Raw genomic sequence first — 25340 nt, 5'->3', positions numbered from 1 at the left:
GCTCAGGGTATGTACTAGCGTACATACATGATAAGCATACTTATCATTGTCGAAGCCCCCTGATACCCTCTCACACATGTCACACACATCCCCCATCCTCATCTCGGGCGGCGGCATCGGCGGGCTGGCCGCGGCCCTGGTGCTCGCGCAGGACGGGCATGCCGTGACGCTCATGGAACAGGCGGCGAGTTTTGGCGAGATCGGCGCCGGCATCCAGCTCGGTCCCAATATTTTCCGCATGTTTGACTACCTGGGCCTCACTGAAGCCGTCAACCGTGTGGCGTTCTTTCCCACCGGTCTTGGCATGAACGATGTGCGCACGGGCGAGAAAGTTGTCCGTGTCCCGCTTGGCGACCTGGCCCGCGCCACCTATGGGTTTCCTTATGGCGTGATTTACCGCGCCGACCTGCACCAGGTGTTCCTCAATGCCTGCCGGGCGCAGCCCAACGTCACCTTGCGCACCAGCGCCAGGGTGGAGTCGTTTGACCAGTCGGAAAGCGGCGTGACCGTGCACCTTGCAGACGGCGAAACCGTGGAAGGCAGCGCGCTGATAGGCGCAGACGGCATCTGGAGCCGCATCCGTGAAGCCGTGGTGGGCGACGGCAAACCTCGCGTGTCGGGCCATATCGCCTACCGCGCCGTGCTCAAGCGCGAGGATGTACCGGCCCATCTGTGGAGCGACGATGTGCTGCTTTGGGGTGGCGAGAAAACCCATCTGGTTCACTACCCCCTGCGCCGCGGCGAACTCTTCAACCTGGTGGCTGTTTTTCACAGCAACAAATACGACGAGGGCTGGAACACCTTTGGCGATACGGCCGAGTTGAACGAACGTTTCGCCGATGCCTGCCCGCAAGTCAAGGAACTGCTGGGAAAAATCGAGACCTGGAAGATGTGGGTACTGTGCGACCGTGAACCCGTGAAAAACTGGACCGACCGGCGCGTGACCCTGCTGGGCGACGCCGCCCACCCGATGCTGCAGTACCTCGCCCAGGGCGCCGGCCAGGCCATTGAAGACGCTGTCGTGCTGCGTGAAGCGCTGCGCTTTACCCGCGGCGATGTGCCAAAGGCTTTTCAGAAATACCAGCAAAAGCGCTACCTGCGTACCGGCCGCGTGCAATTGACTGCCCGTTTTTACGGTGATATTTACCATGCGGCCGGTGTTCAACGCGAATTGCGCAACCAGATGTTCCAGAGCGGCACCGAGAGCGCGGGTTTCGCCGGCCTGAAGTGGATGTACGACGGAATCGAGCCGTCAAAACTGTTCCAATGACGGTTTCAAAAGTCCCAGGGATTGTCATGACTCTTCTTCCCAACACCGCTGCTCTCCGGGTAATTGCTACGCTTTTGATAGCTGCTTGCGCTTATCCCTCTTGGGCTGCAGCTCCAAAAGACTTAAAAGATGCGGCCTGGCCGACCAGGCCGGTGCGCATCCTTGTGGGGTTTCCGGGCGGCTCTACGCCCGACATGGCGGCGCGCAGCCTGGCCGAACCCCTGGGCCACGCCCTCGGCCAACCCGTGATTGTGGAAAACAGACCCGGCGCGTCAGGCAACATCGCGGCCGACCAGGTCGCCAAAGCCACTGACGACCATACGCTGGGCGTCGTCATCAACGGCAACCTGACCTCGGCCAAGCTGCTGTACTCCAGGCTGCCCTATGACCCGGCCAAAGACTTTGCGCCCATTTCACTGCTGACCACGGCGCCCCTGGTGCTGGTAGCGCCTGCGGGCCAGCCTGGCGGCGCCGAATTCTTCGCTGCCGCGCGTCAGGGCGGCAGCCAGTGGAACTACGGCTCGGTCGGCAACGGCTCGGTGGCGCACCTGGGCATGGAGCTGCTGAAAAGCCGCATGCCCGGCGTCTCACCGGTTCACGTGCCCTTCGCCGGCAACCCGCAGGTGGTGACCGCCATGCTGGGCGGCCAGATCCAGATGGCGCTGATCCCGCCCGGCGTGGCCATGCCGCATGTGCGGTCGGGCAAGCTCCGGGCGATTGGCCTGGCCGGCGGACGCTCTTCCCTGGTGCCGGAAGTGCCGTCGCTGGCCGACGCCGGCGTGACGAATGTCAACCTGGAAGTCTGGACGGCCCTGATCGGCCCGGCCAGCCTTTCCAAAGCGGCCCAGGCGCGGCTGGCGCAAGAAGTGCCGCGCATCATTCGCGACGCCGACACGCGGCAAAAGTTGTTTAACCAGGGATGGCAGGCTGTGGGCACTTCGCCCGACGGCCTGAGGAGCCGCGTCAAAGACGAAGCCGCCATTTTGGGCGGCATCATCCAGTCGCGCGGTATCAAGCTTGAATAGGCAACTGAAGACAGCCATGCCCACCGTCACCGAACCCGCACGCTCCCTGCCCGTCTACGGCGAATTTGACGTTGTCGTAATCGGCGGCGGGCCAGCAGGGCTTGCTGCCAGCGTCAGCGCAGCTCGGCACGGCGCGCGCACCTTGCTGGTGGAGCGCTATGGTTTCCTCGGCGGCATGGGCACAGCCGGCGGCGTCACCAATTTCGCGGGCCTCTACGGCCGCAAAAACGGCCAGATGCAGCAGGTAGTGCGCGGCGTGGCCGACGACCTGCTGCAGCGCATTGACGCGCTGGGTGGCCTCAACGCGCCGCAAGACGGCATGCAGGGCCGCATCCGCGTGCGCTCTTATGACGTGTCGGCCTACAAGTGCGCAGCCGACCAGTTGCTGGTGGCGGCCGGTGTGCAAATCCTTTTCCATGCCTGGGCTGCTGCGGTGGTGATGGAAGGCAATCGCGTCAGCGCCCTGGTGGTCGAGACCAAATCCGGCCGCCAGGCAATCCGTGCCGCGCGTTTCATCGACTGCTCGGGCGACGCCGATGTGGCGAACTTCGCCGGCGTGCCGTTTGAGCTGGGCGACGGGCATGGCAGCGCACTGTTTCCCTCCACCATGTTTCGCGTCGGCCACGTGGATGCACCCCGCGCGCTGGCGGCTGTGGGCGAATTCAAAGCCATCAACACCCTGATGGCCGAGAGCCAGGCGCGCGAGCCAGGCCGCTACAAGTTTCCCCGTGAAGGTGCCATCCTCCGCCCCCAGAAGAACCCGACCGAGTGGCGCGCCAACGTCACGCAGATCCGCAACGCGCAAGGCACGGCCATGGATGCCACCGACGCGCGGCAGCTCAGCGAAGGTGAGCTTGAAGGCCGCCGCCAGATCACCGAATACTTCCGCTTCCTGAAGCATGAAGTGCCGGGCTTTGCGGAGTCCGCCATCGTCGACATCGCGCCGCAGGTCGGCATCCGCGAAACACGCCGCATTCAGGGCCTCTATGCCTTGAGCGGCGAAGACATCCTTTCATCGGCCCGCTTTGACGACACCATCGGCGTCAATGCCTGGCCAATGGAGCTGCATGCGGACGGCCGGATCGACTGGCAATTTCCGCGCAACACCGATGAGGCGCAGGGCCGCGTCTACAACGATCTCCCCTGGCGCATGCTGGTGCCTCAGGGCGTCGCCAACCTGCTGGTGGCCGGCCGCTGCGCCTCGATGACGCACGAAGGCCAATCGGCCGCGCGAGCCAGCGGCGGCTGCTTTGTGATGGGCCAGGCAGCGGGTACGGCGGCGGCCATGCCCGGCGCCGGGCAGGCTTTTTCCGATACCGACGTGAAACAGCTGCAGCAGTTGCTCATGCGGGACGGCGTGTATTTCGATAACGACCTTTAAGCGGCGATCTTTCACCCCAGAGACTGGACATCCATCATGGACATGACGCCCCCTACCGCCCCAGGCCAGCCCTCAGCACCCCACGGCGCTGCACGCAAGGCCTTTTATGAAGCCATCTCGGCGCACAGCATGACGCCGCTGTGGGAAGTGCTGCACGCGCTGGTGCCGCAATCGCCAAGCACCCCCTGCCAGCCGGCGCTGTGGAAGTACGCCGACGTGCATCCCTTCCTGATGAAGTCGGGCGAGCTGATCACCGCTGAAGAAGCAGTACGCCGCGTGCTGATCCTGGAGAACCCCGGCCTGCGTGGGCAGTCGTGCATCACGCAGTCGCTGTACGCAGGTCTGCAGGTCATCATGCCGGGTGAAATAGCGCCCAGCCACCGCCACACACAAAGCGCATTGCGCTTCGTGGTGGAAGGCCATGGCGCCTTCACCGCCGTGGATGGCGAGCGCACGCAGATGAAACCCGGCGACTTCATCATCACCCCCAGCTGGACCTGGCATGACCACGGCCACGAAGGCCGCGTGGAGTCCGATACACCGGTGGTCTGGCTGGACGGCCTGGACATCCCGATGCTGCGCTTCTTTGATGCAGGCTTTGCCGAAAACGGCACGGCCAAGCAACAGGAAGTCACCAAGCCCCAAGGCATCAGCAGCCACCGCTACGGCGCCAACATGCTGCCGATGCGGTATGACGCCCCGTTCGGTGAAACCTCACCCATCTTCAGCTACCCCTACGACCGCACGCGCGAAACCCTGCACCAGCTGGAAACCCATGCCGACATCGATGCCTGGGACGGCGTCAAGCTGCGCTATGTGAACCCGGCCACCGGCGGCTCGCCCATGCCGACCATGGCCACCTTCATGCAACGCCTGCCGGCCGGCTTTGAGGGCAAGTCATGGCGCCAGACCGACGGGGCCGTGTTCAGCGTGGTCGAGGGCACCGGTTCCGTCAGCATTGAGCGCGATGGCAAAACCTCGACTTTTGAGTTTGGCCCTTGCGACCATTTTGTGATTCCGTCGTGGCACACTGCGCAATTGCGTTCGGCGCAAGGTTGTGTGCTGTTCAGTTTTTCAGACCGCCCGGTGCATCAGGCCCTGGGCATACACAGAGAAGAAAGGTTGTCATGAGTTTTGTCATCACCCCACCGGCCGCAGTGTCCGTCCCTGTTGTGGGCACCAAAGACCGTTTTCCGGTTCACCGCATTTACTGCGTGGGCCGCAACTACGAAGAGCACGCCAAGGAAATGGGTTTTACAGGCCGTGAGCCGCCCTTCTTCTTCCTCAAGCCCGCAGATGCCGCTGTCGTGGTGGACGCCGGCGTCACCGGCACCATCCCCTACCCATCGCTGACCAAGAACCTGCACCATGAAATCGAGCTGGTCGTGGCCATTGGCACGGGCGGCAAAAACATCCAAGCCGCCGACGCGCACAAGCACATCTACGGCTACGCGGTGGGCCTGGACATGACGCGTCGCGACCTGCAGGGCGAGATGAAAAAGCAGGGCCGCCCCTGGTGCATTGGCAAAGCCTATGACCACTCCGCGCCCATCGGCCCCATCACACCCGCGGCCCGAGCCGGCGACGTGGCCAATGCCGAGCTCTACATCCAGGTGAACGGCGAGGACCGCCAGCGCAGCCATGTCTCCAAGCTGATCTGGAACATCGCGGAAACCATTGAACACCTGTCGGCAGCATGGGAGCTGCAACCGGGCGACCTGATTTATACCGGCACGCCTGAAGGCGTCGCGGCTGTGGTTTCGGGCGACACCATGGTCGGCGGTGTGGCGGGGCTGGAAACACTCACCGTCAAAGTCATCTGAACACGGGGTTAGCAAGCGCATGTCACGGCGGGGCAGCTGCGCGATAACCGCGCAGCTGCTTTAATCACCGCGCAAATACCCCGCTTTACCCGGGGTAACCCGCCTGACTGCTTGCCTCCTCAATTCTGATAATCGGCTTACCCGGTTTTTGGGAGCTCCCAAATGCCAAGACCTGCTTTTTGGAGAGCCTTCTTGAAAATCCTGCAGTCCCTTGCAAAATTCTGCGCTGTGCTGGCGGGCGTTCTGCTCACGGTGATCACGCTCATGACCTGCGCCAGCCTGATCGGCCGCAACCTGCTGGGCGCTACCCTCGTCGGCGACTTCGAACTCACCGGCGTGGTCACGGGGGCCGCGATCGCGCTGTTCATGCCCCTTTGTCAGATCAAACGCGGCAACATCATCGTCGACTTCTTCACCGCCAAACTGGGCGAAACCTCTAACGACAGGCTGGACCGTTTCGGTGCGTTGCTGTTGGGCCTGGTGTTTGCCCTGTTGGCCTGGCGCACGGTGCTGGGCGGCCTCAATTCGTACAACACGCACTCTGAAACCCAGATCCTGGGCTTTCCCGAATGGACGGTGTATGCCGCCATGGTCCCGCCTTTTGTGCTGACCTGCGTGATCGGTGTGTGCCAATCCGCGTTCGGCTTCGGCGACGCCCATGCGCCGCACAATCCGCTGGACGAGCTGGAGGCACACGTATGAGCTCCATCACCCTGGCTCTCGTCATTTTCGGCATCATGCTGGTCTTCATGGCCGTGCGTGTGCCTATCGCGGTCGCCATGTTTACCGCGGGCGCCATTGGTTACGTGATGCAGACCGGCTGGGGGCCGTTTTCCAGCTTCCTCAACACTCAGGCCTTCGCGCGCTTTGCCAGCTACGACCTGTCGGTGATCCCGCTCTTCATCCTGATGGGACATTTCGCAACGCAGGGCGGCATCAGCCGCGCCCTCTTCGGGTTCGCAGCAGGTGTGATGGGCCGGTTCAAGGGCGGTCTGGCCATGGCGTCCATCCTGGCTTGTGCGGCTTTCGGCGCCATCTGCGGGTCTTCTGTCGCCACAGCCGCCACCATCACCGGCGTGGCGCTGCCCGAGATGAAGCGCCACGGCTATTCGGGCCGCCTTGCCACGGGTACGCTGGCAGCCGGCGGCACGCTGGGCATTTTGATCCCGCCCTCGGTGCCACTGGTGATTTACGCCATCCTCACGGAGCAGAACATCGCCAAGCTGTTTGCCGCAGCCATGGTGCCGGGCATCATCGCGATGTTCGGCTACATGGTGGCCATTGCCATCTATGTACGGCTGGTGCCCGGACAGGCGCCCGAAGTAGACAACGACAGGCCGCCGATGACGCTGACTTCCCTGCTGGGCATACTGCCCATCGCCATCATCTTCATCATCGTCTTCGGCGGCATTTACGGCGGCCTGTTCACGCCGACTGAAGGCGCTGCGGTGGGTGCCGCCGCCACTTTCGTAGCCGCCTTGCTCAAGCGCGAGATCACCTGGGCCAAATTCAAGCTGTGCTTTTATGCCACGGCGGAAAGCTCGGCCATGATCTTCCTGATCTTTATAGGCGCCGACCTGATGAACTCAGCCCTGGCCCTGACGCAGGTACCCAACCAGCTCGCCGGCGTGGTCGGCGGCTGGGGACTGTCGCCACTGATGGTTGTCACGGCCATCCTGCTGTTTTACGTGGTGCTGGGGGCAGTGATGGACGAGTTGTCGATGCTGCTGCTGACGATTCCTATCTTTTTCCCGATGGTGATGGGCCTGGACTTCGGCATGACCAAGGAATCCACCGCGATCTGGTTCGGCATCATGGTGCTGATGACCGTCGGCTTTGGCATGCTGGCGCCGCCGGTGGGCCTGAACGTCTATGTGGTCAATGGCCTGGCCAAAGACGTGCCTATCAGCGAAAGCTACAAGGGCGTCATGCCCTTCCTGATCAGCGACACCCTGCGCACCACCCTGCTGCTGCTTTTCCCCGGCATATCGCTGTGGCTGGTGAAATACATCAGCTAGGGTCTATGGCTAGGGCTTTTACCGCTTCTCAAACCCATCCGCTTGCCTTAAGTTAGTCAAATTGTTTATAGGAGACACGCAATGATTCAGCGACGAACCCTTCTCAAGACCAGCGCCGCCGCAGCCTTGGGCGCACCGGCGCTGTCGGGCCTGGCCCAGCAGGCCGTGACACTGAAGTTCCATACCTTCATGTCGCCCTCGTCCAATGTCTGGCTGGCCATGCACAAGCCCTGGATGGAAAAAGTCGAAAAAGAATCCGGCGGCCGCATCAAGTTTGAAGGCTATCCGGCCATGCAGCTGGGCGGCACGCCTGTGCAGCTCTACGACCAGGCCAAGGACGGCGTGGTCGACGTGGTGTGGACATTGCCTGGCAACACGGCCGGCCGCTTCCCGCGCATCGAGGTGTTTGAACTGCCCTTCATGATGTCCAACGCCGAAGCGACTTCCAAGGCATTTTGGGAATACGTGCAAACCGTTGCACCCGATGAATTCAAGGATACGCAGGTGCTGGCACTGCAGGTGCACGGCCCCGGTGTGATCCACACGGTCGACAAGCCCGTCAAGTCGATTGCCGACATGCGCGGCCTCAAGCTGCGCGCGCCGACCCGCCAGGTCACCAAGCTCATGGGCGTGCTGGGCGCCACGCCCGTCGGCATGCCGCTGCCGCAGATTCCCGACGCGCTGAGCAAGGGCACCATTACAGGTTGCGTGATTCCCTGGGAAGTCGTGCCTTCGGTCAAGGTCAACGAGCTCACCAAGTTCCACGCCGAGTTCGACCCCGCCGGCGGCAGCCTTTACACCACCACCTTTGTGATGGCCATGAACAAGGCGAAATACAACTCGCTCGCACCCGACCTCAAGAAGGTCATCGACAACAACTCCGGCATGGCCACCTCGGCCTGGCTGGGCAAGGTGCAGCAGGGCAACGACGTTCCCGGCCGCAAGACCGCCAGCGACCGCGGCAACACGATTTACACCGTGAGCGCGGCCGAAGCCCAGGAATTTCGCCGCAAATCGCGTACGGTGGAAGTCGAATGGGTGGAAGACATGAACAAGAAGGGCTTTGACGGCAAGAAACTGCTGGACACGGCACGTAGCCTGATTGAAAAGCACACCAAGACGACCAAAGCCTGATCAATACCCGCGCTGGGTGCGCATTCATGAAACCGGGCTTATGTCCGGTTTTTTTATGCTTCACCTATGTTCTTGTGCCTTTTCGGCCTTCAGCCCAATGAATACGGGCGCAATCAGCTCCTGATTTGATAGCGATCCACTTCAGGCAAAACCTGCATGACAGCCGGGTTACTGCGGCGGCGGCTTCATTCATGGCGCGCCTGCATAAGAATCCACCCGGTCCCCGTATGGCGGGTGAGTCCGGTCCATCATTCCATTTACCCCAAGGAAGTTCTTTCATGTCACGCTTTTTGAAAACCCTGGCAGCCATCATCCTGGCCTCAAGCCTGAGCGCTTCTTTCACCTTGCCCGCTTTTGCGGCGGGCCCCATGGTCAAGACCCAGGCGCCCGGTTACTACCGCGTCACACTGGGCGATTTTGAAGTCACCGCCCTGTCGGACGGCACTGTCAAGCTGCCCGTGAAAAACCTGCTCACCAACACAACGCCGGCGAAAGTCGGCGCGGCACTGAAGCGTTCATTTTTACCTGACGCAGTCGAGACTTCAGTCAATGCCTACCTCATCAACACCGGCAGCAAGCTGGTGCTGATCGACACGGGTGCGTCCGGCCTCTTCGGCCCGACGCTGGGCAGCCTGCAGGCCAACCTCAAAGCCGCCGGCTACCAGCCCGAGCAGATCGACGAGATCTATATCACCCACATGCACCCCGACCACGTGGGCGGCCTCGTGGTGAACGGCGCCATGGCGTTTCCGAATGCCGTGGTGCGTGTGGACAAGGCGGACGCCGATTTCTGGCTGGATGAAGCCAAAATGAACGCAGCGCCCAAAGAATCCCAGGGCTTTTTCCAGGGTGCCATGGCGTCCATCAAGCCCTACGCAACGGCCGGCAAGCTCAAGACCTTTGAAGGCGCCACCGAGCTCGTGCCCGGCGTGAAGGCGCAGCCCACCCACGGCCACACGGCCGGCCACAGCGTGTATGTGGTGGAAAGCAAAGGGGAGAAGCTGATGCTGTGGGGCGACCTGATGCATGTGGCGGCAGTCCAGTTCGACAACCCGGAGGTCACCATCAAGTTTGACTCCGAGTCCCCACCGGCCGCCAAGGAACGCGCCAAGGCCTACGCCGATGCCGCCAAAAATGGTTACCTGGTCGGCGCGGCGCATATTGCCTTCCCCGGCCTTGGCCATGTGCGCAAGGGCGCGGGCAAGGCTTACACCTGGGTACCGGTGAATTACTCGTCGCTGAAATAAGAAAACAAACGAAATACGCGTTAAGCCCAATAAAAACGGGCGCGAGTAGCTACTTTTTTGATAGCACGGCAGCAAGCCTGCCGTGCGCCTCGGCAGGCCTCGGCCGGCGCAAAGCCGCTACACTCATCTGATGCAACGACCGCCCCTGAACCACTGCCGCGTCTGCGGCACCGCCGTGGCTTATCGCTTGCCGGACGACGGCGACACAAAAGAGCGGGCCGTCTGCCCGGCCTGCAATACGGTCCATTACGAAAACCCGCTCAATGTCGTTGGCACCGTGCCCAGCTGGGGCGAGGACGGCGCGCAAGTGCTGCTCTGCAAACGCAATATCGAGCCGCGTCGGGGCAAGTGGACATTGCCTGCCGGCTTCATGGAGTTGGGCGAAACCACCTCGCAGGGCGCAGCCCGTGAAACGGATGAAGAAGCCGGCGCCCAATATGAGATGCTGGGCCTTTTTACGGTCATGAACGTGGTGCGCGTCGGGCAGGTGCACATGTATTACCGGGCTCGGCTTTTGAGCACCGAATTCAATCCAGGCCATGAGACCATGGAGGCCAAACTGTTCACTGAGGCCGAAATTCCCTGGGACGAAATTGCCTTCAAGACGGTCAAGCAGACGCTGGAGCAGTACTTCGAAGACCGCCGCAAGGGTGCCTACGGCATCCATTCGTTTGATATTGAATGAAGGCCTTCAAGCCCGTGCCGGCCGTTACATTCTGCAGGCAGGACGCCCGGTAGAATTTCTCTGTATCCGGCTGGTTCTCACCGCGGATTTTCCGCCCCCTCATCGGCCTTCCGGCAGTCTCTTTTTTTAACCTCTTCCCCGGATTTCATGTTCAACACCGCAATCTTTTTCCGCATTGCCGACGATTTTGTGCTTCCTCCGCTGGAAGCGCTTGAAGAAATTTTCCAGTCCCACCGTTTCGTTCCCTGCGGCGCAACAGAGCCTGAATCCAGTGGCTGGGTGCCACCGCGCGGCAACAAAAGCACCGTCCTGCTCGAAAGCGTGGGCCGCCAGCTGATCGCCCGGCTCTGCACCGAGCGCCGCCCTGTGCCATCGTCCGCCATCAAGGCCGCGGTGGAAGAACGCATCGAAAAATACAAGGAAGAAACCGGCCGCGAACGCGTGGGCGCCAAGATCAAGAAGGAGTTCAAGCAGGAAGTCATGCTGGACCTGTTGCCGCGCGCCTTCACCAAGCGCTCGACCACCACGCTCTGGATCGACGTCGTCAACAAATTCCTGGTGGTTGACTCCGGCAACCTCACGGGCGCCGACAAGATCGTGAGTTATCTCGTGGAAGCGTTGAGCGAGGTGCCGGGCGCCCTGCCCGGCCTGAAGGCCAGCCCCATCCAGACGCAGATGTCGGCCGCTGCCGCCATGTCGCACTGGCTGTCGACGCGCGAAGCGCCATATAACTTCACGGTAGACCGCGACTGCGAGCTCAAGACGCCGGACGACCAGAAATCCACGGTGCGCTACTCGCGCCACACGCTGGAGATCGAGGAAGTGGCCCAGCACATTGCCGCCGGCAAGTTGCCGACGCAGCTGGCGATGACGTGGAACGAGCGCGTGTCTTTTGTGCTGACGGAAACCGCGCAGCTGAAAAAACTCAAGCTGCTCGATGTGGTGCTGGACGGCGTTCAGGAAAGCGGAAAGGACGACGACGGCTTTGACAGCGATGCAGCCATCATCACCGGCGAGCTGTCTTCGCTGATTCCGGACATGCTGGAGGCGTTGGGCGGGGAACTCGCCGAGGGAGAAGTCACACCGCACCCGGCCACCTCGCCTGCTGCCGACCCGGTACCAGAGCCCGCGTAGCAAATAAGGAAGACAGGTCATGCCCCAACACATCGGTATCGTCGGCTGCTCTGCCGAAGGCGCTGCGCTTTGTTATCAAACCATCTGTGTGGAAGGCGCCAAGGCCATGGGGCCGCATGCCCATCCTGAAGTGTCGATGCATACGCCGTCGCTTTCAGATTACATGGCGTGCATTTACCGCAATGACTGGAATGGCGTGGGCGACATCATGCTCGCTTCCGCGCACAAGCTCGCAAAAACCGGAGCTGACTTTCTTATCTGCCCGGACAACACCATCCATCAGGCTTTTGCTTACGTGCAGGAGCGATCCCCCTTGCCCTGGCTTCATATTGCGGAAGTCGTTGCCGAAGAAGCGGTCAGGCGCGGGTTCCGGTGCATCGGCATCACCGGCACGCGATGGCTCGTCGACAGTGAGGTCTACCCCGACAAGCTCGCGGCCCGCGGGCTGCAATACTTGCGTCCAGACAGCGCGGAGCGCGACGAAATCAACCGCATCATCATGGACGAGCTGGTGTACGGTGTCTTCAAGCCCGAAGCGATCGCATATTTCCAGAAAGTCATCGAGCGGATGAAAAGCGACGGCTGCGACGCAGTCGTCCTGGGCTGCACGGAAATCCCCCTGATCATGAGCGATTCAAACTCGCCCCTGCCGACTCTGGACTCCACACGCCTGCTGGCGCGCGCGGCGCTTGTCAGGGCGACGCAGGCCGTGCGGCCTTCGCCTGATTGAAAAGATTCAGTGCTGGCCCGGCGTAGCGCGGAGGCGTGAAACGGTTGCCGGCAAATCCTGCCAGGCCGGTTCCGAGGGTGCATAGCGTCCGCGCATATAAGCCACCAGCGCGGCAACCTGGGCATCATCCAGGCTGTGACGAAAAGCCGGCATGAACCCGATGTCTTTGCTCGCCGGTGACTGAATTCCCTCAAGGATCACCTGCACCAGATTGTCGGGCCGCTCGCTGTGCAGCTTGCTGTTAAGGGCCAGCGGCACGTTCACCCCCAGCAGTCGCGGGCCGTCGCCGTCGTGATGGCACGATGCGCAAGCGCCACTGAACAGGCGCTGGCCAGGGCCCGGCAAGCTGACAGCCGATTGCCGGGTGGACAAGACGATCTGCCCGGTGCGCTGGACGCTTTCAGCTTCCGTAGTTGGCTCATTAAAAGACACGAGATAAGTCGCCATCGCACGAATATCTTCTTCAGGCAAGGCGGCCAACTCCTTGATCACTGGTGCCATCGGACCCGCGGCAATGCCGTGCTGCGGTGAGTAGCCGCTACGCAGGTAGCGGTACAGCTCCGCAGCATTCCAGGGTACGGGCGCACGCGAGAGTGCAGTCAGCGCTGGAGCGTCCCAGCCATCCACCACGGCTCCGCTTAAAAAGGCCTTTCCGCTGCGCTCGGCGCCTGCGGCGTTGCGCGGCGTATGGCAGGCGCCGCAATGGCCCAGACCGTTGACCAGGTAGGCGCCACGATTCCATTCGGCAGTCTGCGCCGGGTCGGCACGGTAAGGCGCCGGCTCATGAAACAGCGCGTTCCACCCGGCCATCAACGGCCGCACGCTGAACGGGAAGGTCAGCCGCGTGGCCGGTGGTTCCGATCGCACGGGGGGCTGGGCCATCAGGTAGGCATACAGCGCGGTCAGGTCTTCATCGCTGGTTTTGGCGAACGCGGTATAGGGAAACGCGGGATACAAATAGCGGCCATCGCGGGAAATTCCTTCACGCATGGCGCGCTGGAAGGCGCTGAAGGACCACAAGCCTATGCCGGTGTCCGCATCGGGTGTGAGGTTGGTGGTGACAATCTTTCCGAAAGGCGTATCCATGGCCCTGCCGCCGGCATTGGGTATACCGCCGGGTGCTGTATGGCACACCACACAATCGCCCGAGGCCGCGAGCTGCCGGCCGCGTTCCAGCGTTGCGGCGGTGTAAACGGATGTGCCGCTTTGCACCACCGGAGCGATGACCGACCGGCCACCTGCCAGCGCCCACACGATGCCCACAACCCCCGCGAGCAAGGCGCCTGCGCGTGACCACCAGGCCACGCCTTTCGGCCATGCCGCGCCCTCAGGTACGGGATTGGGCAACCGAGCTGGAGCTGTTGGGATGTCCGGCTCGGGTGCCAGCCCGGGATTGAGCGCGGCACGCACCACTTCCGGCGTAAAAGGCGGCTGGCGAAAGCGCACGCCGGTGGCATCAAAAATGGCGTTGGCGATGGCTGCCGTACCCGGCACCGAAGACGACTCTCCGGCGCCAAGCGGTGGCTCACCGGGGCGCGCCATGGTCACGACCTCAATCACCGGCACGTCCCTGAAGTTGAGGATGGGGTAGCTTCCCCACTCCAGGCTGGTCACCTGATTTGTTTGGGGTGACACCGTGACCTGTTCCGTGAGTGCACGGCTGGTCGTCTGCACCACGTTGCCATGGATCTGGTGCTGAACCCCGGCGGGGTTGATCAGCGTGCCGGCGTCATGCCCTACCACGACGCGCCGGACATGCACCTCGCCCGTCTTGCGATTCACTTCGACGTCAGCCACCCAGGCCGCCCACGCCGCCCCGAACCCCGGCCATTTGCTGTGCATGTAGCGGGCATACGCAAAGCCCTGGCCGCGCACGACGTCCTGTGGATCACCAGGCGCTGTAGGCTGCTGCTGCGGCGTCGTATGCGCCATCCAGCCGGCGCGCTCGGCCGTGGCACGCACCAGCTCGGCGGCGCGCGGCTCCTTCAGGTACCGCAGCCGAAACTCCACCGGATCGACACCCGCTGCTGTTGCCAGTTCGTCGATGTAGGACTCATGCGCGAATGAATTGGGCAGCGCCGAGACACCGCGCAGCCATGACGCACGCAATAGCGGCGCCATGTCATTGACGGCGATGCGCATGTTGGCGTATTCGTAGGGTGGCCGGGCGGTTCGATCGCCCATTTCATAGGACTGCGCGACCGGTTCGATGGTGCGGGTGAGCAACAATGCCAGCGTGGGCGCGCCATTCGAAGGATAAGACGTTTGAAAGTCATATGCCGCGACCGACCCGTCGGCATTGAGCCCACCGTTCACCTGCATGAGCTGGGCTGCGCCTTTGGGTTCCCAGGCATGTTCCTGCTCACGCGTCAGCTGCACACGGACAGGGCTGCCCACAGCACGCGAAAGCAGCGCGGCATCTGCCGCCACATCGTCAGCGCAGTTTCGCCCGTAGCAGCCCGCCGCCTCCATGCGGATCACGTCGATGGCGACGTCGGCAAGGCCGGTCAGGCGCGACAGGTCAGCCCGCAGCACGTGGGGGTTTTGGGTTCCTGCCCATACCGTCAGGCGCTCCTGCTGCCAATCGGCCACGGCACACGAAGGCCCGAGGGAGCCGTGCATTTGATAGGGCCAGACGTAGTTGCGCGCCAGGGCTTGTGCCGCGCTTGCCATCGCGGTGTCCACGTTGCCGTCGTCGACAAGCCTGCGCTGCGTGGCCGGGTTGTTGCGGATCGCCTGCTCAAGGTCGCCCAGACTGGCGAGACCGGGCCACGGCTTCCAGCTGACACGCAATTCACGCAGCGCCTGTTCGGCCTGCTCTTCCCGCTCTGCAACGATGCCGACAAAGTCGCGGATCACCACCACCGCGCGAATGCCCGGAATGTGGGAAATCGATGATTCGTCCACCGATTCCAGCGTATTGCCGATGAAGTCGCCGTGGTCAGCCCCGGCATAGGGCGGGCGCACGACGCGGCCGTGCAGCATGCCGGGTACGCGCATGTCGTGCACAAATGTCAGTGCCCCGGTGGCCTTGGCCGGGATATCCAGGCGTGCCGCGCTGGTCCCCACCAGGCGGTAGTCGGCAGCATCCTTGACAGGGGTGCCCTGCACCAGCGAGAGATGTACATGCTCATTGGCCAGCAACGCGCCATACGTCACCGATTTATCTTCCTGCCCTGCCACCGAAACAACGCCATCTCGCACGGCGAGGAGGGAAGGATCCACCTGCAGTACGCCCGCTGCGCGCATCACCAGCCACGCGCGTGCCTGCGCCGCCGCGGCCCGCAAAGGGACGGCATGAACCTGGATGGACGCGCTGGCAATCGTGGCCCCCTGATTGGGCGCACGCGTCGTGTCCCCAAGAACCATGTTGACCTGCCCGAGCGCAACGTCGAGCTCTTCAGCCACGATCTGCGCCAGGGCCGTCCGGATACCGGTGCCTAGATCGACATGGCCGTTCAGGGCCGTCACGCTGCCGTCATCCCACACGGCAACCAGTATTTCAACGCCCTCTTGCGGATTGGCGCTGACCAATGCAGGTTGGCCACGGGCGGGTGGAGGCGCCGGCGGCGGCTCGCGGCTCACCAGCAAGACGCCGCTGGCCGCATGAAAATCGGCGCGTGTCAGGGGCGCATCGGCGCGACGCGTCATGGCGAGTTACCCCGGGCAAGGCTTTGGCGCGTCAGCTCTGCCGCACGCAATACAGCCCTCACGATCTCCAGGTGCGTGCCGCAGCGGCAGAGATTGCCGGACAGCTCGCGACGTATGTCGTCCTCGCCCGGTGCGGGGTTTCGCGCCAGCAATGCGACAGTCATCAGGATCATGCCGTTCAGGCAGTAGCCGCACTGGGCGGCCTGCTCTTCGATAAACGCCTGTTGGACCGGGTGAAGGGCCGCCGGCGTACCCAAACCCTCAAGGGTGGTGATTTCGCGGCCTGCCACGCCACATGCCGGAATAACGCAAGCGCGTGCCGCCACGCCATCGACCAGCACGGTGCATGCGCCACACTCGCCCAAACCGCAGCCATATTTCGGGCCATTCAGCGCGAAATCGTTACGCAGCACGGTCAGCAGGCTGGCCTGCTCCGCAACAGGCAGCGTACGCTCCAGCTGGTTAACGGACAGTGTGACGATGAAACCCATATTTACCGAACCGGTGCGGGCTCGCGTGGTGATTTCTCAACATCGATGAGATACGGCCTACACACTGAGATAGGCACGGCGCACTTCTTCATTGGCAGCCAGATCCGCCATGGATCCTTCAAAGCGGATTTGCCCTTTCTCCAATACATACGCCCTGTCGGAAACCAATTCGGCGAAATGCATGTTTTGCTCGGACAGCAGAATGCTGACACCGTGGGCCTTCAGCTCCAGGATCATGTTGGCCATTTGCTCCACAATGACGGGCGCTACGCCTTCGGAGGGTTCGTCAAGCAGAACCAGATAGGGATTGCCCATCAAGGTCCTGGCCACTGTCAGCATTTGCTGCTCGCCACCACTCATGCGGCCGCCGGGACGCGTGGGCATCTCACCCAGGTTGGGAAACAGCTTGAAGAGGCGTTCCGGCGTCCACAAGGGCGCCTCACTGCCGTCGGGCCAGCGGCGCGGCGCCTGCCGCCCTACTTCCAGGTTCTCGGTCACTGTCAGGTCGGTGAAGATTCGCCGGTCTTCCGGCACAAAGCCCAGGCCCATGCGAGCCGCATGGTGTGGTTCACTGCTGGAGATATCCTTGCCAAGAAAAGCCACGCTGCCGCGGCGCTTGTCGAGCATCCCGATCAGCGTCTTCAGGGTGGTCGATTTGCCGGCGCCATTGCGCCCCATCAGGGCAACGACTTCGCCGCGCCTGACAGCCAGGTTGACGCCAAACAGTATTTGCGCCGCGCCATACCAGGCCGACAGGTCTTTCGCCTCCAGCAGTATCTCGTTGCCGTTGCCCATCACGCAGTTTCCTTTTCAATGGCTTTTTTCTCGAAGGTCTTGCCACTGCCGAAATAGACTTCCTGGACTTTGGGGTGGTCGCGGATATCCTGCGGCTTGCCTTCCGCAATCAACCGGCCACGCGCCAGCACGATCATGCGGTCAGCATAGGCAAACACCACGTCCATGCTGTGCTCGGTAAAAAGCACCGCCATGCCCCGGTCAATGACCAGTTGTTTGGTCAGCGCCATCAAGTCGTTTCGCTCCCTGGGAGCCATACCGGCTGTCGGCTCATCCATGAGCAGCAACTTGGGGTTGTTGGCCATGGCCATGGCCAATTCCACACGCTTGACATCTCCATATGCCAGCACGCTGCAAGGGCGGTCAGCCTGCGGCTTCATGTTGACCTGCTCAAGCAGCGCCATGGCCTCGTCGCGCTTGTAATCTGCGGCACGGCGCCACATGGAAAAAAGCCGATGGTCTGCGGACAGCAAGGTCATCTGGACGTTCTCCACGACCGTGAGTGAAGAAAAGGTTTCGGCGATCTGGAATGTCCGGCTGACACCGCGCCGCCAGATTTCACGGGGAGCCAGGCCGATCAGCTCCTGCGAGTCCAGCTGGATGGAGCCTGTATCTGCGCGCAGCTGACCGTTGACCATATTGAACGTGGTTGACTTCCCGGCACCATTGGGTCCGATCAAAGCCAGCAGTTCACCCGCCGCCAGCTCAAAGTTCACACCATCGACAGCCCTGACACCACCGAACGATTTACCCAGTCCTGACACCTTCAGCAAGCTCATGACTTCTCTCCCGCACTGCGGCGACTGGCCAGCAGCTGTTTGGCAAAGCCTGCAATCCCCTGGGGAAACAGCAGCACAAGAACCAGGATGATGGCGCCCAGCATGGCGCGCCAATAGTCGGTATTGCGCGCCACGGTATCGTGCAGCCATGTGAACGTGACGGCCCCCACGACAGGTCCCAAAAGCGTCTGGATACCCCCCAGCAAAACCATCACCAGACCGTCGATCGACTTGCTGACGTGCAGGCTTTCAGGCGAGATGCTGCCTTTTGAAAAGGCATAAAGCGCGCCAGCCAGCCCCGCAAAAGAACCCGCAATCACAAACGCGGCCCATTGCAGACGTTTGACATTCATGCCGATGGCATCAGAGCGCAGCACCGAGTCGCGTGCCGCACGCATGCCATAGCCAAACGGCGAATACAGCATCCGGTGCATCAGCAAGACGCCCCCGGCCACCAAGACAAGGGTGAGGTAGTAATAAATACGTTTGTCCGCCAGCCACTCAGAGGGCCATACGCCGGTCAATCCGTTGCTGCCGCCGGTGAACACGTCCCATTGATAACAAATAGCCCAGGTAATTTGCGCAAAGGCCAGCGTCAGCATGGCGAGGTAAACACCGGACAACCTGACGCAGAACCAGCCATAGACAAAAGCGCCCAGGGCCGCCACGAGGGGTGCAACGACCAGCGCCAGCTCCATGGGCATGTTCAGGCTGCGCACCAGCAGCGCGGCACCATAGGCCCCAAGGCCGAAGTAGGCGGCATGCCCGAACGAGTGCATCCCCGCGGGTCCCATGATGAAATGCAGGCTGACAGCGAACAGGACGGCAACCAGCAGATCAATCAGCAGCACTGTCACGTAAGGCGACTGCGCCGCCAGCACAGGCATCAAAGCCAGTACCGCCAGCAGGCCCGCACAACCCCAGGCATACAAGCGGTGCGGCCTGCGCAGCGGTTCTTCAGCCATGCCTGTATGCCGGCTGGGCGCCTGGGGCCTGCCGAACAATCCCCAGGGACGGGCCACCAGGACAACCGCCATTACGACGAACTCCACCACCAGGGTCAGCTTGGAAAAAGAGATGCTAATGCCCGCAATTTCGACCAGCCCCAGCCAGATGCAAATGGCCTTGAGTTCGGCAATCAGCAGTGCCGCTACGTAGGCACCCGGGATGGAGCCCATGCCCCCGACCACCACCACCACAAACGCGGCGCCGATGATGTTGAGGTCCATTTCCAGGTTGGCGGGCTCGCGCGGTAGCTGAAGCGCGCCCCCAAGGCCCGCCAGAAGTGCGCCCAATGCAAAAACGGCTGTGAACAGCCACGCCTGGTTCACACCCAGCGCGCTGACCATTTCGCGGTCCTGGGTAGCAGCCCGGACCAGGGTACCCCATCGGGTTTTAGTGAGCAAAAGCCAGAGCAGGCCCAGGACAACAGGTCCCGCGACGATCAGAAAAATGTCATAGGAAGGAAACTGGCGTCCGAGAATCGCCACGGAGCCCGTCAGACCGGGCGCCCGGGGACCAAGCAGTTCTTCGGCACCCCAAAACCAGAGCACGCCGTCCTTGATCACCAGGCCCAGGGCAAACGTTGCCAGCAGCTGGAATAGCTCCGGTGCACGATATATACGGCGAAGCAACAAGACCTCGACCAAGCCACCGAGAACACCTACAGCCAAAGCAGCCATCAACAGAGCAGGCCAGAAACCCAAGGTATTGCCGAGAGCACTGACCAATGAATAGGCAACGTAGATACCCACCATGAAAAAAGATCCATGGGCAAAATTGACAATCCGCGTAACACCAAAGATCAACGACAAACCAGCTGCCACGAGAAACAGCGACGATGCGCCGGCCAGGCCATTAAGCAACTGCACGATAAAGCCTGAGAAGCTCATGAACAAACCTTTTTTCTGCGGGATAGCGTGGCCGGCAAGCAGGGCACTGCGTACACACCCCTAACATGACAGCGGCTCCGGAGCTGCCGGCAAACCGCGATGGGTGCATGCACGAGGCGCGGCACCTGCCGCCGTCAGCACTTGCCTCGGTCTAGTCGGCAGCGCGCATTTTTTTCACTTCAGCGTTGCTGGGCTGGACTTTTGAACCGTCGATATATCGATAGTCGACCATCACGCCCTTGCCGCCTTCATTTTTTGTGCGGCCCACATAGGCCCCCATGGTGGACTGGTGGTCTTCCGGTCGAAAAACCACGGGGCCGAAAGGTGTCGTCACATTCAGGCCGCGGAAAGCGGTAATCAGCTTTTCCGTATCGGTTGATTTCGCCTTTTTCATGCCTTCGGCCAGGGATTTGATGGCGCTATAGCCGACCACGGAACCCAGGCGCGGATAGTCTTTGTACTTACTGTGATAAGCAAGGAAGAAAGCCTTGTGTTCGGGCGTCTGGATGCCGTACCACGGATAGCCGGTAACCACCCAGCCGTTGGGCGTTTCTTCCTTGAGCGGATCGAGATATTCGGGTTCGCCCGTCAACAAGCTGACGACTTCACGCCCCTGAAACAGGCCGCGGGTATTGCCTTCACGAACAAACTTTGAGAGGTCGGCACCAAAAAGAACATTGAAGATGGCATCCGGCTTGGCGTCCGCCATGGCCTGCACAACACTGCCAGAGTCGACTTTGCCCAACGGAGGCGCCTGCTCGGCCACGAACTCCACATCGGGCTGTACGGCCTTCAGCAAGGTCTTGAACGTCGCGGCTGCGGACTGCCCATACTCATAATTGGGGTACACCACTGCCCAGCGCTTTTTCTTCATCGCGGCGGCTTCAGGGACCAGCATGGCAACCTGCATATAGGTGGAGGTCCGCAAGCGGAATGTGTAGCGATTGCCGTTTTGCCAGACGATTTTGTCTGTCAGAGGCTCGGCCGCCAGAAAGAAGAACTTTTTCTGCTTGGCAAAATCGGTCAGCGCCAGACCGATATTGGAAAGGAAGGAGCCCGTCAGCACGTCAACTTTTTCGCGCGAGACAAGCTCTTCGGCCGCACGAACCGCATCACCCGGATTTGCGTTGTCGTCGCGGATAACCAGCTGGACTTTCTTGCCGTTGATGCCGCCACCAGCATTGATTTCTTCAACGGCCAGCTCCATGCCTTTCTTGTACGGTTCCAGGAAAGCTGGCTGGGCCTTGTAGCTGTTTATTTCCCCTATCTTGATGACGCCCTGCGCATGCGCGTTCACGAATGAGGTCATCAGTCCGAGGAAAGCGACGGTGCTCAGCATTTTGTGGTGCAGCTTCATAAATACTCCTGGTTGTCGTGGATCAGATAGACGGCGATGGTGAGTCATTGGTGATAAGTAGGTTGGCAGCCGGGGCTACCTTAACCCATCCTCCCCCTTGATTTCGTGGATTTGAAGCCCCCCCACGCGCGGCAGGGGGCGGCCACTGTCCGTGACGACGACAGCCACCACGATTTCGTTGGCCCGGGGGGCATCGGCAATGCGCGCCTCCATGGCATCAAAGTGGCTGCGCACGAATGCGGCATCCTTGTGTCCCAGCGGCACGTCAATGGCAGTACCCAGGCCACCGCGCTTTTTACTTGACGGCACCAGAGCAGCACCCTTTTCCACCGCCAGGCGCAGTGGGGCGCCCAGTCTGGGATGCAGGATCGCTGCCGCATGCTCGAGCTCGCCTGCCTCACCCACGATGGCGGCCTTGCCGTAACTATGGGCCTGGCCCGGCGCAATGCCAAGGGCCTGCACGCACTTTTGCCCCAGCAGGCCGCCAAGCTCTTCGCCGATGTCAATCAGCGCATCGAGTTTTTCCGCGTACACCCCGGAAAAAGGATTCTCGATCACGGCCATCGCCAATGCCTTTCGCGTCGGAGGAGCGACGACCTTTCCCATCTCGATGTATGTTTCGTCGATTTGCACAACAATTTTTCGAATCCTGGCTGTCATGGTTTTTCCTTGTCTCGGTGACTGCTAAATATCTGGCGCATCGGGTTTAACGCAAGCCATCCCATTTGGCGATGGCGCTGGCGGCCAGCCCACCCACCCGGGCGTGAATGCGCGGGCCCGTGCTCATGGCCAGGATGAAAACGATTTCGTCTGGCAAGGGAGCCCCTGGCACACGCACCTCAATGGCGTCGAAATGGCTACGGACATAACTCGCATTGACGTGCGTTAAAGGAACATCCAGCGCCGTACCCGGCGCACCCACTTTTTTTGTCGAAGGAACGATGGACAAGGCATTACCGGGTTGGCCGGTTTTTTCCTCAGCCTGCCCACGGGCATAAGCGTTGCGATCACCTTTCCAGCCAAGCAGCTCACGCATCGCGTACCCGCCGGGCACATGCCAGAGCGCACCATGCTCCAGTTCCCCTGCCGCGCCCACAATCGCTCCTTTTCCGTAACCCTCAATATGTTCGGCCGGCACCGCCATTGCGGCGCGCAGACGCTCAGCCATCTGGATACCCACGGGCTGAAGCTGGTCCATCATCGGCAGGAGGTCGGGCTCATACCGCCCCGCAAACGGGTTGGTCAGCACCGCGCCAACTGCCCCGCGAAGCAGAGGCACCGGCGCTATCGGACCGAATTCATGCCGTATCTGCTCCACGTGCGTAAAAATACGCCGAATTTCAATCATGGTGTGAGGTCCATTCATTTCATTAAGCAAATACCGAACCAGCCGGCACTTCAGCACTGTGATTTTGCAATCGTTGCGACGTTTTATCAGAGGTGGTCATCAGCTGGTTTTGGCAAACCAGCGCAGCCGACCAGATCAATCCCGCCGCCTGCAGAGCCTGTGCGCGTTCAAGCCCGGTGCGCAGTGCGCGCCGAACCGTTTCCGCCTCCAGCAACGGCACCTCAATTGTCACCAGCATTTCGCCAAGGTCGGTGTCGTCCTTCACGTCACAAGCTCTGCTGCGTTTGATTCGCACGTCGGCAACATCGACCGCATTCGCAATCATGGTGGCTGCAGCATCCGCTTGCGCGGCAGTACGCGCAAGGACCGTCACGCTGTCGGCAATACCCAGAGAAAAGCTTCGCCCTCGCCAACCGCTGGTAGCGACGCCGCGAACAGGAAGCGCGCTGGAAACCTCGAATTGCCCGTCGGTATGAACGCCGGCCAATACCTCGTTCACATCGAGGCGCGCCAGATCTGCATACAGGCCGATCCGCACAGATTGCGCTGGCGCCAAGTGCAGGGCAATGTCACCGCCGTTGTTGACCCAGGCGCGGTCTATCCCGCCATTGGCATAACAGGCGACCAGCTCCTGCGCGACTGCACCGGCAACGGCCGCCATCGGGGTGATGAAGCCATGCCGGTAAGGGTGGCACGCATTCCACATGCGCCGGGCTATGACCCCTTCCAGATGGCACTCGTCCCGTACAGGCTGCCGCAGGAGAGGAAGTTCCCCGACCAGCTCGCCGAGGATATCGCTGAAACGCTCCCACGCTTTGGCATGAGCGTCCTCTACCGCAGCCGGCCTTCCATGGGCGCCAATGATGATATCCATCGGACCATGCTGGAAATGCCAGCGCCCGTCGGGAAGTTGCAAGCGTTGAGAGTTCATGTGCAAGTGCCTCAGCCCAATAACGGAGAACGCGCCAGAGGCCAGGGGTTGGCGGAAGGTAGCTTGGCCCATTCCAGAGCTACAGGTGCACCCTCGTTGTGCCAGGCACCGCGACACAACACATCCTCCAGCGTGCGCACATAGTCCATGTGCCCGCCCAGCGCGCGATAGTCGTCAAGCTTCATGCTGAATTCAATGGGAGCCACGATGGCCGGCGTAGGAACGGTTCCGAAACTGTTGTCCGGCATGCGCATGACATCGGCCATCACGGTGATCCCTCCACCGGGCCAGACGTAGGCAGGAGCCCCGCCACAGGTCACATTCACCAGGGAACTCTTGATGGCGCGCGTCAGCAAAACCGGATTTTCAGTGACACCGGCCCGCAGGCTGCCACCGGCTCCCGCAAGAAAGAGCACCGTCGCCAGCGAGGGCTCGCAGTTTTCACCGATACGCTCAACGACATGGCGCACTTCCGCCGGCATCTCTTGCTCCACGGGAACGAGCTCTTCATTGAGCACATACCAGCTTGCATGCTCACCGGTGGTGGACGTCATCAACAAGCGCAGGCCCGGCCAGGCGACATTACCGTCCCACGCCTCGATGATGGACAGGGGATCGGCGATATCCGTCCCACCCCAGCCCGTTCCAGGATTTGCCACCTGGAAATAGCGCCCCGGCGTGGACTTTCGTCCGCGCATCCGGATACCTGACGGGCGCATATCGAGACAACGCCCCGCCTGATGCTCGGTCAGCACACCGGTAATGTGGTCGTCGACCACCACCACCTCGTCAAGCTTGCCGAATAACTGCTTCGCAAAAATTCCGACCGTAGCCGACCCGCAACCCACGCGCATGCGTTCTTCCTCAACGCCATTCACGACAGGCGCACGGCCAGCCTGAATCAGTATCTGGGAACCGCCGTCAATCGTAAACTCCACGGCCTGCTTGTTGCCGAGCGCCTTCATCATTTCGACCGTGACACGGCCCTCTTTCTTGCTACCTCCCGTCAGGTGATGCACACCACCCAGGGACAGCATCTGCGAGCCATACTCGGCCGTCGTCACATGCCCGATTACCTCTCCCTTGCAGCGCACATTGGCCTGCTCGGCACCCAGGAAGCGGTCAGTGTCAATTTTTACCTTGAAGCTGCAATAGCTGAAAATTCCTTCCGTGACCACAGTGACCAGATCAACACCGGCCGCTTTCGATGAAACGATGAATGGTGCCGGCTTGTAGTCGGGATAGGTTGTTGATGAACCCACACCCGTGACAAACACTTCATCAGCCAGTAGAAGATCACCGCTCCATGGAACCGCTGATGCGCCATCCGTGCCACCGGACAGATCTTCTGGCGCGGGAAGTCTGGCATCTGTACGCCCCGCAAACGGCACAATATGCGCCCCTCCGACGGACAGCGTACGGCGCAACAACAACACCGGGTCGACCCGAACAAGCGTTCCGCCGTGGTTGGCATAGCGATCGCAGGCCCCGCTGCGCCCTTCGGATATCTGGCATAGAACCGGGCAGGCATTGCACTCGATTTTCTCGCTATTCATTCGCTCGTTTCGCGGCCGGGCCTTTTCCAAAACCAGCGGAAACGTCAAGGCATCCATGCCTGGCAAGCCGTCCGTCTTTGTATGTTCAGTCAT

22 protein-coding genes are annotated in these 25340 nt (G+C 61.5%); 12 read left to right on the top strand and 10 right to left on the bottom strand.

Features of this window, described 5'->3' with window-relative positions:
• Positions 1–76: 76 nt before the first annotated feature.
• The 12 genes from AC1DY9_RS03030 to AC1DY9_RS02975 all read left to right on the top strand — a co-directional run bounded on the left by AC1DY9_RS03030 (position 77) and on the right by AC1DY9_RS02975 (position 12447).
• Positions 77–1270: a 3-hydroxybenzoate 6-monooxygenase gene (locus AC1DY9_RS03030; RefSeq protein WP_477665756.1), complete on the top strand. Its 1194-nt coding sequence runs from the start codon at positions 77–79 to the stop codon at positions 1268–1270.
• Between the two features lie 26 nt (positions 1271–1296).
• On the top strand, positions 1297–2295 hold the full coding sequence (locus AC1DY9_RS03025; protein WP_457280372.1) for a Bug family tripartite tricarboxylate transporter substrate binding protein: 999 nt from the start codon (positions 1297–1299) through the stop codon (positions 2293–2295).
• 16 nt (positions 2296–2311) lie between these two features.
• On the top strand, positions 2312–3676 hold the full coding sequence (locus tag AC1DY9_RS03020) for an FAD-dependent oxidoreductase (protein ID WP_477665755.1): 1365 nt from the start codon (positions 2312–2314) through the stop codon (positions 3674–3676).
• Between the two features lie 36 nt (positions 3677–3712).
• Positions 3713–4807, top strand: a complete 1095-nt coding sequence (gene gtdA, locus AC1DY9_RS03015) for a gentisate 1,2-dioxygenase (protein WP_457280370.1) — start codon at positions 3713–3715, stop codon at positions 4805–4807.
• A complete protein-coding gene (locus tag AC1DY9_RS03010) occupies positions 4804–5499 on the top strand; it encodes a fumarylacetoacetate hydrolase family protein (protein WP_477665754.1) in 696 nt (231 codons plus the stop codon). The genes gtdA and AC1DY9_RS03010 overlap by 4 nt, the downstream gene beginning before the upstream one ends.
• Before the next feature lie 192 nt (positions 5500–5691).
• Positions 5692–6201, top strand: a complete 510-nt coding sequence (locus tag AC1DY9_RS03005) for a TRAP transporter small permease (RefSeq protein ID WP_457280368.1) — start codon at positions 5692–5694, stop codon at positions 6199–6201.
• Positions 6198–7517 carry a TRAP transporter large permease gene (locus AC1DY9_RS03000; protein WP_477665753.1) on the top strand — a complete coding sequence of 440 codons (1320 nt, stop codon included), beginning with the start codon at positions 6198–6200 and terminating at the stop codon, positions 7515–7517. Before AC1DY9_RS03005 ends, AC1DY9_RS03000 begins: the two co-directional genes overlap by 4 nt.
• 81 nt (positions 7518–7598) lie before the next feature.
• Positions 7599–8651: a TRAP transporter substrate-binding protein gene (locus tag AC1DY9_RS02995; protein ID WP_477665752.1), complete on the top strand. Its 1053-nt coding sequence runs from the start codon at positions 7599–7601 to the stop codon at positions 8649–8651.
• Positions 8652–8929: 278 nt separating this feature from the next.
• On the top strand, positions 8930–9898 hold the full coding sequence (locus tag AC1DY9_RS02990; protein WP_477665751.1) for an MBL fold metallo-hydrolase: 969 nt from the start codon (positions 8930–8932) through the stop codon (positions 9896–9898).
• Between the two features lie 130 nt (positions 9899–10028).
• The gene (locus AC1DY9_RS02985) at positions 10029–10583 is read left to right on the top strand and encodes an NUDIX hydrolase (protein ID WP_457280364.1); all 555 of its coding nucleotides are present in this window, start codon (positions 10029–10031) and stop codon (positions 10581–10583) included.
• Positions 10584–10730: 147 nt separating this feature from the next.
• A complete protein-coding gene (locus tag AC1DY9_RS02980; protein ID WP_457280363.1) occupies positions 10731–11717 on the top strand; it encodes a recombination-associated protein RdgC in 987 nt (328 codons plus the stop codon).
• Positions 11718–11736: 19 nt separating this feature from the next.
• On the top strand, positions 11737–12447 hold the full coding sequence (locus AC1DY9_RS02975; RefSeq protein ID WP_457280362.1) for an aspartate/glutamate racemase family protein: 711 nt from the start codon (positions 11737–11739) through the stop codon (positions 12445–12447).
• A gap of 6 nt (positions 12448–12453) precedes the next feature.
• Here the strand turns inward: AC1DY9_RS02975 and AC1DY9_RS02970 are convergent, their stop codons facing one another.
• The 10 genes from AC1DY9_RS02970 to AC1DY9_RS02925 form a co-directional block, all read right to left on the bottom strand.
• Positions 12454–16098 (bottom strand): molybdopterin cofactor-binding domain-containing protein, encoded by a 3645-nt coding sequence (locus tag AC1DY9_RS02970; protein WP_457280361.1) that lies wholly within the window; start codon positions 16096–16098, stop codon positions 12454–12456.
• Complete coding sequence (locus AC1DY9_RS02965; protein WP_457280360.1) at positions 16095–16589, bottom strand: (2Fe-2S)-binding protein; 495 nt, start codon at positions 16587–16589, stop codon at positions 16095–16097. The genes AC1DY9_RS02970 and AC1DY9_RS02965 overlap by 4 nt, the downstream gene beginning before the upstream one ends.
• Positions 16590–16646: 57 nt before the next feature.
• Complete coding sequence (locus AC1DY9_RS02960; RefSeq protein ID WP_457280359.1) at positions 16647–17384, bottom strand: ABC transporter ATP-binding protein; 738 nt, start codon at positions 17382–17384, stop codon at positions 16647–16649.
• Positions 17384–18163 (bottom strand): ABC transporter ATP-binding protein, encoded by a 780-nt coding sequence (locus AC1DY9_RS02955; protein ID WP_457280358.1) that lies wholly within the window; start codon positions 18161–18163, stop codon positions 17384–17386. The genes AC1DY9_RS02960 and AC1DY9_RS02955 overlap by 1 nt, the downstream gene beginning before the upstream one ends.
• Positions 18160–20055 (bottom strand): ABC transporter permease, encoded by a 1896-nt coding sequence (locus AC1DY9_RS02950; protein ID WP_477665750.1) that lies wholly within the window; start codon positions 20053–20055, stop codon positions 18160–18162. The genes AC1DY9_RS02955 and AC1DY9_RS02950 overlap by 4 nt, the downstream gene beginning before the upstream one ends.
• Positions 20056–20206: 151 nt before the next feature.
• Positions 20207–21394: an ABC transporter substrate-binding protein gene (locus tag AC1DY9_RS02945; RefSeq protein WP_457280969.1), complete on the bottom strand. Its 1188-nt coding sequence runs from the start codon at positions 21392–21394 to the stop codon at positions 20207–20209.
• A gap of 93 nt (positions 21395–21487) precedes the next feature.
• On the bottom strand, positions 21488–22072 hold the full coding sequence (locus AC1DY9_RS02940; RefSeq protein ID WP_457280356.1) for an amino acid synthesis family protein: 585 nt from the start codon (positions 22070–22072) through the stop codon (positions 21488–21490).
• A gap of 46 nt (positions 22073–22118) precedes the next feature.
• Positions 22119–22760 (bottom strand): amino acid synthesis family protein, encoded by a 642-nt coding sequence (locus AC1DY9_RS02935; protein WP_457280355.1) that lies wholly within the window; start codon positions 22758–22760, stop codon positions 22119–22121.
• A gap of 22 nt (positions 22761–22782) precedes the next feature.
• Positions 22783–23691, bottom strand: coding sequence for a UPF0280 family protein (locus tag AC1DY9_RS02930; RefSeq protein WP_457280354.1), 909 nt, complete (start codon positions 23689–23691; stop codon positions 22783–22785).
• An 11-nt stretch (positions 23692–23702) separates the two neighbouring features.
• Positions 23703–25340, bottom strand: coding sequence for a 6-hydroxynicotinate reductase (locus AC1DY9_RS02925; protein WP_477665749.1), 1638 nt, complete (start codon positions 25338–25340; stop codon positions 23703–23705).

The sequence above is a fragment of the Polaromonas sp. P1_F6 genome (assembly GCF_056405695.1).
The sequence above is the reverse complement of the archived record's forward strand: the minus strand, read 5'-3'. Positions and strand labels throughout refer to the sequence as shown.